Below are 14,761 nucleotides of genomic sequence, written 5' to 3' on the forward strand. Positions count from 1 at the left end.
GATCATGTGCAATGGTCACAGGGAGGTAAATTAGTAAGTTTGTTGCTATAGACCTTAAAAATAATATCTCGCGGGGTTTTTTGCTCCGGTATGTTGCATGCACTTGAATCAGTGTGAAAAGGCCGATTTTCACGCACTTGTTTGGGGCGAAATCCCACGTTTATGGAGGTCCCGATGGCTGCCTATAACCTGCGCCAGCTCAGATATTTTGTAACCACGGCCGAGTGCGGCAGCGTGGCAGAGGCCTCGCGCAAGCTCTATATCGCGCAACCGTCGGTGTCGACGGCCATCAAGCAGTTGGAAGACAGCTTCGGTGTGCAGCTGTTTATCCGCCATCACGCCCAAGGGGTGTCACTGACGCCGAGCGGTGCGCGGTTCTATCGCAAGGCCCTGGAGCTGCTGCGGGTGGCCCATGAGTTTGAGCAGAACGCCCTGGCAGACAATGACGTGGTGGCGGGGCAGATCGATATCGGTTGCTTCGAAACCGTGGCACCGCTGTATTTGCCGCGCTTGATTGCCGGTTTCCGGGAGCGTTGGCCGGGGGTGGAAATCCGTCTGCGCGATGGCGAACAACAGGAACTGGTGCAGGCGCTGACGGCCGGCAGTATCGATGTGGCGATGCTGTTTGAGCATGACCTGGGCAGCGCCATCGAGACCACGCCGCTGATGCCGCCGCAGCAACCCTATGCGTTGCTGCCGGCGGATCACCGGTTTGCGCAGCAGGCCAAGGTGTCGTTGGCGGACTTGGTGCTGGAACCGATGATTTTGCTGGATGTGCTGCCGAGCCGGACGTACTTCGTGAGCATCTTTGAAGAGCGTGGGCTGACGCCGAATATTGTCTTCAGTTCGCCGTCGATCGAGATGGTGCGCGGGATGGTGGGGCGCGGGTTCGGGTTTTCGATCCTGGTGACCAAGCCGTTTTCGCCGTATTCCTATGACGGGCAGAAGCTGGTGTGCGTGCCGTTGGCGGAGACGGTGACGGGGTCGGGGTTGTCGGCGGTGTGGTTGCGGCGGGCGCCGTTGACCAAGCCGGTGCAGTTGTTTGTGGAGTATTGCCGGGAAGAGCTGGCGCGGTTGTTAGGTTAGACACAGAACTAAAAATGTGGGAGCGGGCTTGCTCGCGAAAGCGGTGGATCAGTCAATACATCGGGTGACTGTCACACCGCATTCGCGAGCAAGCCCGCTCCCACATTTGGCCCGCGTTTCAGGCGCGAATCGAGTCGAGCATGCGCAACAACATGGCATCGCAAGCCTTCAGTTGCGCAACACTCACAAACTCATCCGGCTTATGCCCCTGGTCCATGCTCCCAGGCCCGCACACCACCGTCGGAATGCCCGCCGCATCAAACAACCCACCCTCGGTCCCGAACGCCACGGTGCCAAATTCCCGCGAGCCGCAAAACGCCGCAATCAGCTCCGCCGCCTGGCTGCGCTGGTCGGTGGCCAGCCCCGGGTACGCCGACAACTCACTGAAGCGAATCGCACTCTGCCGGCTCACCGCCTGCATCCGCGGCAACACCTGCTGCATCGCATAGGCTTGCAGCTCCTCGGCCACTTCACCCGGGTCCATCGAGGGCAGGGCGCGCACTTCAAAGTCAAAACGGCAATCGGCAGGCACGATATTCAACGCCTTGCCTCCGGAAATCACCCCGGTTTGCACGGTGCTGAACGGCGGGTCAAAGCGCTCGTCCTGATGCACCTTGAGCCGCTGGCCGATTCGCCCCAGCTCACCAATCAACTCGGCCGCATACTCGATCGCATTCACGCCCTGGGGCGCATACGCCGAATGGCAGGCCTCGCCATGCACTTCACAGCGCATGGCGAGCTTGCCTTTATGGCCCAGCACTGGCTTCAACTCGGTGGGCTCGCCGATAATGCACAGCAGCGGTTTCACCGGCCATTGTTCCAGCACCTTGAGCAACGAACGCACCCCAAGGCAGCCGACTTCCTCGTCGTAGGACAGGGCGATGTGCACCGGCATGCGCAAGTCTGCGCTTGCCAAGGCCGGCACCAGCGCCAGTACACAGGCGATGTAGCCCTTCATGTCCGCCGTGCCCCGGCCAAACAGCTTGCCGTCGCGTTCGGTCAACTCAAACGGCGGCAACGTCCACGGCTGGCCATCTACCGGCACCACATCGGTGTGCCCCGACAGCACAATCCCGGGCACATTCGCCGGGCCGAGGGTGGCGAACAGATTGGCCTTGCTGCGCTCATCGTTGTAGATCAACTCGCAAGGCACGCCGAACCCTGCCAGGTAATCGCGCACGAACTCGATCAGCTTCAGGTTGGATTCGCGGCTGGTGGTATCAAACCCCACCAGCGCCTGCAGCAGTTCGCGGCTGGTGCTCATCGGTCGTCTCCGGCCACGCCGTAGCCAGGGGAGCGGTCCGGGGCGAGGGCGCGGTCGATGTAGTCCTGCACCTGTGGACGGTAGGCGTCCCAGAGCTTTTGCAGCTCGGCGATCGGCTGCTCGTCGGCCCAATCCACCCGCAGGTTGATGATCGGCCAGGTCAGCTCGCCCACCACCACCAGCGCGGCGGAATGCACCGGCCCGGCTTCGCCCCCGGCGGCAATGGCTGCATGCATCGCGGCCAGCAGGCGGTCTGCCAGTTGGCCTTCGCCTTGCTCGAAGGCCTTGACCATCGCCTCGATCACCGCGCGGTCGGCGAGCATATTGCCGGCGGCCACGCACTGTTCGCCCGACACCGCATTGTGGGTGCCAAGGGTTTCGTTGCCGCTGAAATGCACCGTGCGCCCGAGGTGATCAATCGCCGTCAGTTGCCGGTATTGGCTGTAGCCGTTGCGGGTCAGGGCCTTGTCTACGGCATCGGCAGGGGCAAGGCCTTGCTCCAATAGATCGAGTACGTCCGGGCCCAGGGCGGGCAGGGTGATGTTCTGGGTCGAGACCGCACCCACGCCGGGCCGCAGCCATGGGCAGCGGGCGCCCACGGCGATGCTCGATGAGCTAATGGCAATGCCCATCTGGCCGGTTTCCGCGCAGCGGGCGACGATTGAAAAGGTCATGTCGTGCCTCCTTGGGTTACTCGGGGATAACTGCAATCACGTCGATTTCCATCAGCCACTGTGGCTGGCCCAGGGCCGAAACCACCAACCCGGTGGAGATCGGGAACACGCCCTTGAGCCACTTGCCGACTTCCTGGTACACCGGCTCGCGGTAGCGCGGGTCGATCAGGTAGGTGGTGGTCTTGACGATGTGGCTCAGGTCGCTGCCGGCCTCTTCCAGCAGTTGCTTGACGTTTTTCATTGCCTGTTCGGCTTGCGCGCGCGGGTCGCCAAGGCCGATCAGGTTGCCGTCGAAATCGGTGCCCACCTGGCCCCGTACATACACCGTGTTGCCGGCGCGTACGGCCTGGCACAGGTCATTGTCCAGGCTCTGGTTAGGGTAGGTTTCCTTGGTGTTGAACATGCGGATGCGAGTGTGAGTAGGCATCAAAAAAACTCCAGAAAAAAGTGATCAGGCGCTGACAGGTGAGGTGTGAACAACCGGTGTGGGTTCGCGGTACTCAAGGTATTGGCGCTGGATGGCGATATGGTCGGCCACGTACTTGGCGTCATGCCACACCCCCCAGATAAACGACGAGCCCCGGCGCGACTGCCATGGCAAACCGAGGAAGTAGATGCCCGACTCGCTGGCCACGCCGCGCTGGTGCTGCGGCTTGCCGGCGGCGTCAAATGCATCGACCTTCAGCCAGCTGTAATCCACGGCAAAGCCGGTGGCCCAGATGATTGAAGTGATACCGGCCTTGGCCAGGTCCAGTTCCAGGATCGGGTGCTTGATGCACTCGGCATCGGGAAACGCACGACGCGCTTCGGGCTCTGGCGGCAGGTCGAGGCCGTTGCGCTCGATATAGGCATCCGCCGCATCCAGCAGGGCCAGGTAGTTCTCATCGCCGCGGGCCAGGTTTTCCACCAGGTTGGGCTGGAAGCTCGCAACGCTGCCGTTGAAGGATTGGGTCAGGCCGACCAGGGTCATGCCTTGTTGGGCCAGCTCGCGGAAGTCAATGGTCTTGCCGCCGTGGGCGCCGCTCACCGCAATGGTCACGTGCTCGCGGCCGGGTTTCATCGCGGCCTGGTCCCACTCACCCAACACGCCCAGCCACCAGCAGAAGTCGCGGTTGCGATAGGCCCGCGGTGGGCGGTCGTGAGCACCCACCGACAGGTACACCTGGCGCCCGGAGCGTTGCAGTTCGTCGGCGATCTGCACCCCGGAGGAACCCGCACCCACCACCAGCACCGCGCCGGCCGGCAGTTGCGCGGGGTTGCGGTAGTCGGCGGAGTGGATCTGGTGCAGCGCGCTGTCTTGAGGGGCAATCGCCGGAATCACCGGCTTCTGGAACGGCCCGGTGGCCGCCACCACGCGGTTGGCTTCGATCACGCCTTCGCTGGTGTGGATGGTGAAGCCTGGGCGACCTACATTGCGCACCACCGAGGTCACGTCGACGCCGGTGCGAATCGGTGCATTGAACTTGCGTGCATAGGCTTCGAAGTAGTCCGCCACACGCTCTTTCGGCGCAAAGCCATCGGGGGCGACGTTATCGAAGGCCAGGCCCGGAAAACGGTCATGCCAGGCCGGGCCGTTGGCGACCAGCGAATCCCAGCGGCCGGTGCGCCAGCGCTCGGCGATACGGCTGCGCTCCAGCACCAGGTGCGGCACGCCTTGCTTGCTCAGGTGCTCGCTCATGGCGACGCCAGCCTGACCGGCTCCCACCACCAGCGTGTCTGTTTTTGTTATTGCTTGAGTCATGTGTCTGTCCTTGCGTAATGCAGTTGGATTCAGCTTGGGCATGGCTTCAAGGCTAGGGGGAGGGCGGTTTTTAATAAAATATTATTAAGCTGGGAAGTGAGCATAAATATCGGATGCAGGCTCACCCTATCGGGTGATTTCGAGGATGGAGCGGGTGTGCAACCATCCTTGCAGTTCTTTCAGCGAGTGTTTGAAGTGGAAAACGACCGGCTTTCTTCTGCGCAATGGTTCGAACAGATGGCCCGGGTGACCGATAGCATCGGGCAATCGGGGTTCGCCGCGACCTTGTTCGAGGCTCTCGGTTATCTCCAGCCGATCCAGGCCACCACGCTGTATTTCTACCCGCGCGGCGGCATGCCCAGTGCGCTGTTCGAGCTGGACGGGCCATGGTTGCCACAAGGCAATGTGCGCCAGTACCTGTCGGGGTTTTATCTGCTCGACCCGTTTTACGGGGCCTGTGTGGAGGGCGTCAGCTCCGGGTGTTACGAGCTGGCCGAGGTCGCCCCCGATCACTTCGAGCTCAGCGAATACTTCCAGTCGTTTTACCGGCACTCCCATCTGGAGGATGAACTGAACTACATCCTGCAGTCGAGCAACGGCTCGAGCCTGGCGGTGTCGCTGGCCTTTACGCAAAAGCTCGACGCCACCACCACCGGGCAATTCAAACGCATCGCGCCGTGGGTGCTGGCGGTGCTGGGCAAGCATTTCGTTGGCCTGGATGCCCAGGGGGCGCGATTCGAAAACCTGCTGGAGCAGCGCATTCACTCGGCGCTGAACAACTTCGGCTCGTCGATATTGACCGAGCGGGAATGCCGGATCGCCCAACTGATCCTGCGCGGGCATTCCACCCGTTCGCTGGCCGAACGCCTCGACGTCTCGGAAGACACCATCAAGTCCCACCGCAAGCACATCTACACCAAGCTCGATATCGGCGCGCAATCGGAACTGTTTGCCCTGTTTATCGATTCGCTGGCCGAAGCCCAGGGAGTGCTGAGCAAAGATCCCCTCGAAAGCTACATGAGCAAGCACCGCTGAGCGGCGTTGCTCGCCCTTGCGTCATTACTAATAAGAGAGAAATACCATGAACGTACCCGCCCAACTGAACCGCCTGACCGAGGACTACCAGAAGTCGGATGCGGCCCACCACATCCATGCATTTGTCGATCAAAAAGCGCTGAATGCCGAAGGCCCGCGGGTGATGGTGCGCGGTGAGGGCCTTTACCTGTGGGACAGCGAAGGCAAGCGTTACCTGGACGGCATGTCGGGCCTGTGGTGCACCCAGCTGGGTTACGGTCGCAGGGACTTGACCGCTGCCGCTGCCGCCCAGATGGACCAGTTGGCGTACTACAACATGTTCTTCCACACCACCCACCCGGCGGTGATCGAGTTGTCGGAGTTGCTCTTCAGCCTGTTGCCGGGCCACTACAGCCACGTGATCTACACCAACTCCGGCTCCGAGGCCAACGAAGTACTGATCCGTACCGTGCGCCGTTACTGGCAAGTGGTCGGCCAACCGCAGAAAAAAATCATGATCGGGCGCTGGAATGGTTATCACGGCTCCACGCTGGCGGCGTCTGCCCTGGGCGGCATGAAGTTCATGCACGAGATGGGCGGCCTGATTCCCGACGTGGCACACATTGACGAACCCTACTGGTACGCCCATGGCGGCGAGCTGACGCCTGCCGAGTTCGGCCGCCGCTGCGCCTTGCAGCTGGAAGAGAAAATCCTCGAGCTGGGCGCTGAAAACGTCGCCGGGTTTATCGCCGAGCCGTTCCAGGGCGCGGGCGGCATGATCTTCCCGCCGGAAAGCTACTGGCCCGAGATCCAGCGCATTTGCCGGCAATACGATGTGCTGCTGTGTGCCGATGAGGTGATTGGTGGCTTTGGCCGTACCGGCGAATGGTTCGCCCATCAACACTTCGGTTTCGAGCCCGACACCCTGTCCATCGCCAAGGGCCTGACCTCCGGTTACCTGCCGATGGGTGGCCTGGTGCTGAGCAAGCGCGTGGCCGATGCGCTGGTGGAGCGCGGCGGCGTGTTTGCCCACGGGCTGACCTATTCCGGGCACCCGGTGGCGGCGGCGGTGGCGCTGGCCAACCTCAAGGCGCTGCGGGACGAAGGCATCGTGCGCCAGGTGAAGAACGACACCGGACCGTACCTGCAAAAAATCCTCCATGAAGTGTTTGGCAATCACCCGATGATCGGCGAGATCCAGGGCACGGGCTTGCTCGCGGCCTTGCAGTTTGCTGAAGACAAGAGCACCCGCAAGCGCTTCGAGAACGAAAACGACCTGGCCTGGCAGTGCCGCACGTTTGGTTTCGAAGAGGGCGTAATCATTCGCTCGACGCTGGGCCGCATGATCATGGCACCGGCACTGGTGGCCACGCGCACTGAGCTGGACGAGCTGGTTGAAAAGACCCGCATCGCCGTGGATCGCACCGCACGGATCGCGGGAAAACTCTGAAGTGACCTGCGCGCCGCCCCAAGTGAGGGGTGGTGCGCAATCTCCATCAGGCAACGCTTGAACGGCATCGATGCCATCGAATGCCGCGACGCCCTGCATCCCCATTTCCAGGAGTCACCCATGAATACAATAACAAACGTGACCGATACACCCGCTCATCAATCCTCACCCAAAGCCGCCTCGTCCCGCCGCTTCCGTCAGCCGCTGGGTCTTATCGGGCTGGTGTTGTTCGGCCTGGCGTACATGGTGCCGCTGGCGGTGTTTACCACCTACGGGCTGGTGACCCAAATGACCAAGGGCCACTTGCCGACCGCCTACATGCTGACTCTCGCCGCCATGCTGCTGACGGCCTACAGCTATGGGCGCATGGTCCAGGCGCATCCCTATTCGGGCTCGGTCTACTCTTACACCCGCAAGGCGTTTGGCGCCTACTTCGGCTTCATCGCCGGGTGGACCCTGTTGCTGGACTACATCTTCCTGCCGTTGCTCAGCTATTTGCTGATCGGCATCTACATGTCCGAGTATTTTCCCGGGGTGCCGACCGCCGTGTGGGTGCTCGGCTCGATTGCCCTGGTGACCACGCTGAACCTGGTGGGCATCGAGTCCATCACCCGGGTCAACTGGATACTCATCGTCGCCCAGTTGGTGTTCATCGTGGTGTTCGTGGCGTTGTCGGTGCACACCCTCAGCGAGCAGTCCGCACCCGTGTCGCTGCTGGCGCCATTCCACCATGAAGGCTTCAGCGCGCCGCTGATCATGGCGGGCGCCGCGGTGCTGTGCCTGTCGTTTCTTGGCTTCGATGCGGTGTCGACCATGGCCGAGGAAACCCCCAACCCACGCCGCACCATCCCGTTGGCGATCATGGTGGTGTCGCTGTTCGGCGGCCTGCTGTTCCTGCTGGTTTCGTATTTCGCGCAAATGGTGTTCCCGCAATGGAACAGCTTCGTCGACCCGGATGCCGCCTCGGTGGATGTGATGCGCCGGGTGGGCGGCGAACTGCTGGTGACCGCCTTTACCGCAACCTATGTCGCCGGTTGCTTCGCCTCGGCGATGGTCTCCCAGGCCAGTGTGTCGCGGGTGCTGTTCGCCATGGGGCGTGACGGCGCGCTGCCCCGTGTGCTCGGCAAGCTGGTGACGAAAAAGCGCGTGCCCGCCACGGCCATCGTGCTGGTCAGCCTGTTCTCGCTGATTGCCTTGTTCATCACGCTGGATACCGTCGCCAACATGATCAGCTTCGGTGCGCTGTTCGCGTTCTCGGCGGTAAACCTGGCGGTGATCAAGCACTACCTGGTCGACCAGAAGTTGCGCGGTACCAGGAACTACTTGCTGTACGCCGTTGTGCCGGCGCTGGGGTTCCTCAGCACGATCTGGCTATGGAGCAGCCTTTCCAGCCTGTCGTTCACCATCGGCCTGTGCTGGATGGGACTTGGGCTCCTGTGCCTGCTGGGCATCACGCGGGGGCTGCGCGTGAAGATGCCGGAACTGCAGATCGCCGAGTGAACCCCTCTTTTATCCATCGCCATTCGTTGGGAGTACAACGTGTTCGACCTTAACTACTGGCAACAGCGTGTTGCCCGCCAGACGTTCATCAACACCGCCCTGATCGGTGGCCGCTCAGTGAATGCGGCATCCGGGGCGACCTTCGATGCCATTAACCCTGCGACCCAGCAGTTGCTGTCGCGGGTTGCAGCCTGCGGTGACGCAGAAGTCGACCTGGCCGTGCGCAGCGCACGCCAGGCCTTCGAGACCGGCCCCTGGCGACGGATGCCGCCGGTGGAGCGCAAGAAAATTTTGATCAGGCTCTCCGAATTACTGATGACCCACCGCGAGGAACTGGCGCTGCTCGATTCGCTGAACATGGGCAAGCCGGTGATGGACGCCTACAACGTTGACGTGCCCGGCGCCGCCAATGTGTTTGCCTGGTACGGCGAAGCCCTCGACAAGCTCTACGATCAAGTCGCGCCCACCGCTCACAACGCGTTGGCAACCATCACGCGTGAAGCACTGGGGGTGATCGCGGCGGTGGTGCCGTGGAACTTCCCGCTCGACATGGCCGCCTGGAAACTCGCGCCGGCGTTGGCGGCCGGTAACAGCGTGGTCTTGAAACCTGCCGAGCAGTCGCCGTTTTCTGCCCTGCGCCTGGCCCAGCTTGCCCTGGAAGCCGGTGTCCCGGAAGGTGTGTTGAATGTGGTGCCCGGCCTCGGCGAAAGTGCCGGCAAGGCCCTGGGGCTGCACCCCGACGTGGATTGCCTGGTGTTCACCGGCTCCACTCAGGTGGGCAAATACTTCATGCAGTATTCCGCCCAGTCCAACCTGAAACAGGTGTGGCTGGAGTGTGGCGGCAAGAGCCCGAACCTGGTGTTTGAGGACTGCCAGGACCTTGACCTTGCGGCGCAGAAGGCCGCCTTCGGCATCTTTTTCAACCAGGGCGAAGTGTGTTCGGCCAACTCCCGTCTCTACGTGCAACGCTCCATCCATGACGAATTCGTCGAGCGCCTGATCGCCAAGTCGCGCGCCTGGATGCCGGGTGATCCGCTGGACCCCGGCAGTGCGGCCGGGGCCATCGTCGACAGTCAGCAAACCGCACGCATCATGCACGCCATCAGCCAGGCCCAGGGGGAGGGTGCCAGGCTGTTGTGCGGTGGCGAACAGTTGGCCATCAATGGCTCCTCCAACTTCATCCAGCCAACCATTTTTGCCGACGTGACCCGCGACATGGCCCTGTCCCGTGATGAAGTGTTCGGCCCGGTGCTTGCCGTCAGCGCTTTCGACACGGAAGAGCAGGCGATACAGCAGGCCAACGACAGCCTCTACGGCCTGGCGGCCTCGGTCTGGAGTGATGACCTCAACCGTGCGCACCGTGTGGCCCGTGCCCTGAATGCCGGGACGGTGTCGGTCAACACCATCGACGCCCTGGATGTGGCGGTGCCGTTCGGTGGTGGCAAGCAATCCGGGTTCGGGCGTGATTTGTCGCTGCACGCTTTTGACAAGTACACGCAGCTGAAAACCACCTGGTTTCAGCTGCGTTGACTCAAGCGGTTATCCGGTCGTGTATTTATGCGTGCGCGGCCGGCACAACTACAGGCAAAATCAGCGCGAACCCAGAGGGCTTTGAACACCATGGTCACTATTCGCGTAATGAGCACTGCCGACTACGACGCCGTGCTCGAACTGATGCAGAAAACGCCTGGCATCTCCCTGCGCGATGCCGACTCCCGCGAGGCCACTGAGCGTTACCTGGAGCGCAATCCAGGCATGAGTTTCGTCGCCGAGGTCGACGGGGGGCTGGTTGGGTGCGTGATGTGCGGGCACGATGGCCGGCGCGGGTATTTGCAGCACTTGCTGGTGCTGCCCGCGTATCGGCGCCAGGGTATTGCGAACGCGTTGGTTGAGCGCTGCCTCACCCGCCTGGCGCAATTGGGCATCCGCAAATGCCACCTGGATGTGTTCAAGACCAACGACAGCGCTGCCCGTTATTGGCAGGGCCAGGGCTGGCAGCTGAGGACCGATATTGATCGCTATTCGTTTACCCGACCGGGTGACGAGAACGCCTGACGTCCATGGAGGGACAGATGCTCGAGATACGACGCGCCACGCTGGAAGATGCACAGGCAGCCTTCGACATTCGCCTGTTGGCCATACGCAGTCAATGCATCGGCGCCTATACGTCCGAGCAGATGATGTTGTGGACGCAAGGCGCAGCCAAGGACGGTTACGACACGCTGATGGACAAGCATTTTTACCTGGGCTGCGTGAACGCTGAACCTGTGGCCACCGGCATGCTGGATCTGGCGAACAACGAAATCGGTGCGCTGTTTGTGCTGCCCGGGTTTACCGGACGCGGGATTGGCAAGCAGATACTGGCGTATCTGGAAGCGTTGGCGCAGGAATTGGGGATCGAGGAAGTGATCCTGGACGCGACGTTGAACGCGGCGGATTTTTATCGACGGTGTGGGTATGTGGGGACCGAGCAGGCCATCTATCATTCGCCGTCGGGGTTGCAACTGGCCTGTATTCCTATGCGCAAACACCTCTACAATGTTCGCTGACCCACCCAAAACCTTGTGGCGAGGGGGCTTGCTGTGGCGAGGGAGCTTGCTCCCGCTGGGTCGCGAAGCGACCCCAATAAAGCCAGCGCAATCTGACTGAAAGAACTCGCTGACCTTCTTGGGGCTGCTGCGCAGCCCAGCGGGAGCAAGCTCCCTCGCCACAGGTCATGTGTCGTCTTGGGTATTGAACTCCGTACGCAAACACCTGATCACCTCGCTCACCGAAGCTCCTTGAACCACCGGCGGCGTAGGGCTCTCACCAAACTCCCGCCAGATAAAAAGCGTCAGCTCCGCACCGTCGGTAGCCTTCTGCTGCGTCCCGAAATTCTGCAACACCCGATAGCGCTCATCCTGCCAGAACAGCGCTTCAACCCATCCATACACCGGTATGAAATGAAAGTGCAGCGGGAAGCCCGGCATATGCCCGAACCGGCTGATGTAAAGCCACTTGGGCTTCAACTGAGCCTCCATGACCCGCTGGGTTTTGGCCAGCAACCCACCCAGCTCCGCGAGCGCCGCATCGGGCATCTCGGCCAGTGAGTCAACCGGCGCCTTGGCACCCAGCATCAGGTAGCCCGGCAGTGCGGATGACAGGTGATGATTGAGCAGCCAGTGCTCGGTCTCATGCACAACAAAGGATGGATCGATCTTCATCGACGGGCTTCCATGCGAAGAGGCTTGGCAGGATACCAAGAGTCATCGCCCTGTATCCCGCAAATGCAGCGGATCTGTCTCTATCGCGGCATTCACCTTATAGATACGGTTCATCCATACCTATTCAATGCCGAGAAAACCATGGACCTGACCGCAATCCCCTTTGGCACCACCGACTGGTCGACCCTCGAGCCGGTGATGCATCCCGGCGAAACCGGCAGTGCGTATTGGCGCACTTGCCAGTTCGGTTCAACCCGCGTGCGCATGGTCGAATACAGCGCCGGTTACCTGGCTGATCACTGGTGTTGGCGCGGGCATATCCTGCTGTGCCTGGAAGGTGAGTTGCATACCGAGCTGGAGGATGGCCGGCAGTTCACGCTGACTGCCGGGATGAGTTATCAGGTGGGCAATGACATGGAGGGGCATCGTTCCTCCACTGCCATTGGCGCAAAGTTATTTGTGGTCGATTGACGTTCCATCGCCCTTCAACCCTTGCGATAAACCCCCGCCAACTCCCGCGCCAGCCCAATGAAATTCTGCAACGGCGTCGACGGATTGAACGCGCGCCGCACCAGGGTGATCGGTGCCAGCAACCTTGGCCGTGCATCGCTGATCCGGCAGTACACCACGCTTTCGCGATGCACGTCGCGCATCGACGCCGGCACCACCGAGATGCCTTCGCCTGCGGCCACCAGGCTGACGTTGGTCAGCATGCGCTCCACTTCAAAGGCAATCTTCGGCTCGAAGCCGGCGTTCTGGCAGGCCTTGATCAGGTTGGCGTACATCCCCGGCGCGCCGGGGCGGCGGACCAGGATGAAGCGTTCGTCCTTGAGGTCGGCCATGGTGATTTTTGGCTCGGCGCCCTTGAGCAGCGCATGCCCGACGGGCAGGGTCAGCAGCATTTCTTCGTTGAGCAATCGGTGGAACGTGAGGCTCTGGTGGTCGCCCACCGGTGCGCGGAGGATGCCGATGTCGATGCGTTTTTCGATGGTGTCTTCGGTGACTTCCCGGGCGCTGCCTTCGTTGATCGAGAGCTCCACGCCCGGGTATTGCTCGCGGTAGGCGCGAATGATTCGCGGGATCAGCGGGTGGGCGGCGGCGGAACTGGTGAAGGCAATGACCAACGTGCCTTCGATACCCTGGGCAGCGCGAGCCGCCTTGAGGGAACCTTGCTCGACGCGGGCGAGGATCACTCGCGCTTCATCGAGAAACACCAGCCCGCCGGCAGTCAGGTCGACGCCCTTGGGGTGGCGCTTGAACAGGTCGAATCCCAGCTCTTGTTCGAGGGCACGTATCTGTTGGCTGAGGGGCGGCTGCTGCATGTTCAGGCGAGCGGCGGCGCGGGTGAAATGTCGCTCTTCGGCCACCATGATGAAATAACGTAAATGGCGAAGTTCCATGGTGGTATATCCCGTGACAAGACTTTATTATTTGTGGCCTGAATGCGCCTTGGCGACCAATATGCCGAAAGTGGCCTGATCCGACAATAACAATAAATAAAAAGACCATGGAGCATTGATGTCGACCCGATTTTCGAATAACGCCACCTTGCCTATTTTGATTGCCATTGCTCTTGGCATGGTGTTGGGGCTTTTTTATCCGGGCGTGGCAGTCGAGATGAAGCTGCTCAGTGACGCCTTTATAAAAGTGGTCGGGTTACTGATGCCATTTCTGTTGTTTGTGCTGGTGTCGACCGGTGTCGCAAGTATCAAGCGCGAGCCCCACCATCGGCATGTAGTGGGGCGGATCGTGGTGTATTTCCAGCTGATGTCCCTTGCTGCATTGGTGTTGGGAATGTCGACGGGGTGGTTGTTCAGCCTGGATCATACGGCAGTGGCCAACCTGGATTTTGATCATCTGACACCGCCTGCTGCGCCCGAAACGCTGTTGCACGAGCTGTCGATGACCTCGATTTCGTCCAGCCTTTACAAGGTTTTCACCCAAAGCCTGGTGCTCCAGGTGATGCTGGTGGCGGTGCTGTGCGGCCTGCTGCTGGGGCGTGGCGGCCAGGTCGCAAACCGCTGCCTCGGTTGGCTGGAAGCGGCGGTCGCCGGGTTGTTCTGGTTGCTGCGGTTTATCCTGAAGTTCGCACCGCTGGCGGCGTTTGGGGCGATGGCATTTGTGGTGGGAAAGTACGGTTTAAGTTCGGTGCTGCCGCTCTTGAAGTTCATTGTTGTTATTTACCTGGTTTGCGCGGTGTTCGTCATTCTAGTGTTCGCCACGATTACCCGCCTGCTCGGCGTTAAATTGAGCCGGCTAATTGCTTACTTGAAAGAAGAGTTGTTGTTGGTGACGTTCACCGGCTCTTCAGTGGCCGCACTTCCAGGTTGCGTCAGCAAACTTGAGGCGCTGGGCTGTGATCGCCAATTAGTGCGCCTGGTGTTGACCACCGGGTATACGTTCAACTTGGCCGGTACCAATCTTTACCTGACTACTGCCATTATGTTCTTGGCGCACCTCGCCGGAGTGGAGATTGCCGTACCCGAGTTGCTGGCGGTGCTGGTGATCTGCCTGTTCACGTCGCTGGGGTCTACCAGTGTCGCGGGCTCGGCGCTGTTTACCTTGATCGCCACCTTGAACATCCTGCAACTGGTACCGCTGGAAGGGGTGGGTTTGTTGTTGGGAGTGGAGCGGCTGATGAAGTGTCGGTCGTTGACCAATGTGCTGGGCAATTGCGTGGCGTGCCTGGCGATATGCGGGTGGCAGAAGTCGATTGACCATGAGGTGTTGAAGCGGGAATTGAATCACTGAGCCGAGCACATTCCTCAGGTAAAAGCAGATCAAATGTGGGAGCTGGCTTGCCTGCGATAGCGGTATGTCAGTCGATAA

Annotated in this window: 15 protein-coding genes; 9 read left to right on the forward strand and 6 right to left on the reverse strand. The window is 61.0% G+C overall.

The features are described 5' to 3' along the window. The first annotated feature begins 174 nt into the window (after positions 1–174). Positions 175–1,086 carry a LysR substrate-binding domain-containing protein gene (locus HX817_RS04865; protein ID WP_003210159.1) on the forward strand — a complete coding sequence of 304 codons (912 nt, stop codon included), beginning with the start codon at positions 175–177 and terminating at the stop codon, positions 1,084–1,086. Between the two features lie 118 nt (positions 1,087–1,204). Here the strand turns inward: HX817_RS04865 and argE are convergent, their stop codons facing one another. The 4 genes from argE to HX817_RS04885 are packed head-to-tail and all read right to left on the reverse strand — an operon-like array spanning position 1,205 to position 4,807. Next, positions 1,205–2,350, reverse strand: coding sequence for an acetylornithine deacetylase (argE, locus tag HX817_RS04870; RefSeq protein ID WP_102606138.1), 1,146 nt, complete (start codon positions 2,348–2,350; stop codon positions 1,205–1,207). After that, positions 2,347–3,024 (reverse strand): DUF1028 domain-containing protein, encoded by a 678-nt coding sequence (locus HX817_RS04875; protein ID WP_003207324.1) that lies wholly within the window; start codon positions 3,022–3,024, stop codon positions 2,347–2,349. Before HX817_RS04875 ends, argE begins: the two co-directional genes overlap by 4 nt. 16 nt (positions 3,025–3,040) lie before the next feature. Then, positions 3,041–3,451 carry a RidA family protein gene (locus HX817_RS04880; protein WP_003207327.1) on the reverse strand — a complete coding sequence of 137 codons (411 nt, stop codon included), beginning with the start codon at positions 3,449–3,451 and terminating at the stop codon, positions 3,041–3,043. A gap of 24 nt (positions 3,452–3,475) precedes the next feature. Next, the gene (locus tag HX817_RS04885; protein ID WP_371316561.1) at positions 3,476–4,807 is read right to left on the reverse strand and encodes a flavin-containing monooxygenase; all 1,332 of its coding nucleotides are present in this window, start codon (positions 4,805–4,807) and stop codon (positions 3,476–3,478) included. Positions 4,808–5,002: 195 nt separating this feature from the next. Here HX817_RS04885 and HX817_RS04890 point away from each other — a divergent pair, with 195 nt between their 5' ends. The 6 genes from HX817_RS04890 to HX817_RS04915 all read left to right on the forward strand — a co-directional run bounded on the left by HX817_RS04890 (position 5,003) and on the right by HX817_RS04915 (position 11,278). Continuing rightward, positions 5,003–5,800, forward strand: a complete 798-nt coding sequence (locus tag HX817_RS04890) for a helix-turn-helix transcriptional regulator (protein ID WP_102370257.1) — start codon at positions 5,003–5,005, stop codon at positions 5,798–5,800. 46 nt (positions 5,801–5,846) lie between these two features. Continuing rightward, positions 5,847–7,229, forward strand: coding sequence for an aspartate aminotransferase family protein (locus tag HX817_RS04895; protein WP_008435341.1), 1,383 nt, complete (start codon positions 5,847–5,849; stop codon positions 7,227–7,229). A gap of 120 nt (positions 7,230–7,349) precedes the next feature. Then, entirely contained in the window at positions 7,350–8,729 is a 1,380-nt protein-coding gene (locus tag HX817_RS04900; protein ID WP_023658770.1) for an APC family permease, read from the forward strand. 39 nt (positions 8,730–8,768) lie between these two features. Next, on the forward strand, positions 8,769–10,259 hold the full coding sequence (locus tag HX817_RS04905; protein WP_177039884.1) for an aldehyde dehydrogenase: 1,491 nt from the start codon (positions 8,769–8,771) through the stop codon (positions 10,257–10,259). Positions 10,260–10,286: 27 nt separating this feature from the next. Then, complete coding sequence (locus HX817_RS04910; protein ID WP_134326384.1) at positions 10,287–10,784, forward strand: GNAT family N-acetyltransferase; 498 nt, start codon at positions 10,287–10,289, stop codon at positions 10,782–10,784. A 17-nt stretch (positions 10,785–10,801) separates the two neighbouring features. Beyond that, positions 10,802–11,278 (forward strand): GNAT family N-acetyltransferase, encoded by a 477-nt coding sequence (locus HX817_RS04915; protein WP_177039885.1) that lies wholly within the window; start codon positions 10,802–10,804, stop codon positions 11,276–11,278. A 165-nt stretch (positions 11,279–11,443) separates the two neighbouring features. Here HX817_RS04915 and HX817_RS04920 read toward each other — a convergent pair whose 3' ends face one another. Then, positions 11,444–11,932: an HIT family protein gene (locus HX817_RS04920; protein ID WP_003207341.1), complete on the reverse strand. Its 489-nt coding sequence runs from the start codon at positions 11,930–11,932 to the stop codon at positions 11,444–11,446. Positions 11,933–12,073: 141 nt separating this feature from the next. On the opposite strand from HX817_RS04920, the gene HX817_RS04925 reads away from it, so the two are divergent. Next, positions 12,074–12,403 carry a DHCW motif cupin fold protein gene (locus HX817_RS04925; protein WP_087692424.1) on the forward strand — a complete coding sequence of 110 codons (330 nt, stop codon included), beginning with the start codon at positions 12,074–12,076 and terminating at the stop codon, positions 12,401–12,403. Positions 12,404–12,417: 14 nt separating this feature from the next. Here the strand turns inward: HX817_RS04925 and HX817_RS04930 are convergent, their stop codons facing one another. Further along, entirely contained in the window at positions 12,418–13,332 is a 915-nt protein-coding gene (locus HX817_RS04930) for a LysR family transcriptional regulator (RefSeq protein ID WP_003207349.1), read from the reverse strand. Positions 13,333–13,450: 118 nt separating this feature from the next. Between HX817_RS04930 and HX817_RS04935 the strand changes: the two genes are divergently transcribed. Further along, complete coding sequence (locus HX817_RS04935; protein ID WP_177039886.1) at positions 13,451–14,683, forward strand: cation:dicarboxylate symporter family transporter; 1,233 nt, start codon at positions 13,451–13,453, stop codon at positions 14,681–14,683. Positions 14,684–14,761: the final 78 nt, after the last annotated feature.

The sequence above is a fragment of the Pseudomonas sp. C6002 genome (assembly GCF_013385805.1).
In the GTDB taxonomy this organism is placed as follows: Bacteria; Pseudomonadota; Gammaproteobacteria; order Pseudomonadales; family Pseudomonadaceae; genus Aquipseudomonas.

Excerpts from the sequence above, each read along its gene's own strand:
- HX817_RS04925 (WP_087692424.1), top strand. The coding sequence starts at position 12,074 with ATGGACCTGACCGCAATCCCCTTTGGCACCACCGACTGGTCGACCCTC.
- HX817_RS04885 (WP_371316561.1), bottom strand. The coding sequence starts at position 4,807 with ATGCCCAAGCTGAATCCAACTGCATTACGCAAGGACAGACACATGACT.
- argE (WP_102606138.1), bottom strand. The coding sequence starts at position 2,350 with ATGAGCACCAGCCGCGAACTGCTGCAGGCGCTGGTGGGGTTTGATACC.
- HX817_RS04920 (WP_003207341.1), bottom strand. The coding sequence starts at position 11,932 with ATGAAGATCGATCCATCCTTTGTTGTGCATGAGACCGAGCACTGGCTG.
- HX817_RS04895 (WP_008435341.1), top strand. The coding sequence starts at position 5,847 with ATGAACGTACCCGCCCAACTGAACCGCCTGACCGAGGACTACCAGAAG.
- HX817_RS04865 (WP_003210159.1), top strand. The coding sequence starts at position 175 with ATGGCTGCCTATAACCTGCGCCAGCTCAGATATTTTGTAACCACGGCC.
- HX817_RS04875 (WP_003207324.1), bottom strand. The coding sequence starts at position 3,024 with ATGACCTTTTCAATCGTCGCCCGCTGCGCGGAAACCGGCCAGATGGGC.
- HX817_RS04915 (WP_177039885.1), top strand. The coding sequence starts at position 10,802 with ATGCTCGAGATACGACGCGCCACGCTGGAAGATGCACAGGCAGCCTTC.
- HX817_RS04900 (WP_023658770.1), top strand. The coding sequence starts at position 7,350 with ATGAATACAATAACAAACGTGACCGATACACCCGCTCATCAATCCTCA.
- HX817_RS04910 (WP_134326384.1), top strand. The coding sequence starts at position 10,287 with ATGCGTGCGCGGCCGGCACAACTACAGGCAAAATCAGCGCGAACCCAG.
- HX817_RS04890 (WP_102370257.1), top strand. The coding sequence starts at position 5,003 with ATGGCCCGGGTGACCGATAGCATCGGGCAATCGGGGTTCGCCGCGACC.
- HX817_RS04930 (WP_003207349.1), bottom strand. The coding sequence starts at position 13,332 with ATGGAACTTCGCCATTTACGTTATTTCATCATGGTGGCCGAAGAGCGA.
- HX817_RS04935 (WP_177039886.1), top strand. The coding sequence starts at position 13,451 with ATGTCGACCCGATTTTCGAATAACGCCACCTTGCCTATTTTGATTGCC.
- HX817_RS04880 (WP_003207327.1), bottom strand. The coding sequence starts at position 3,451 with ATGCCTACTCACACTCGCATCCGCATGTTCAACACCAAGGAAACCTAC.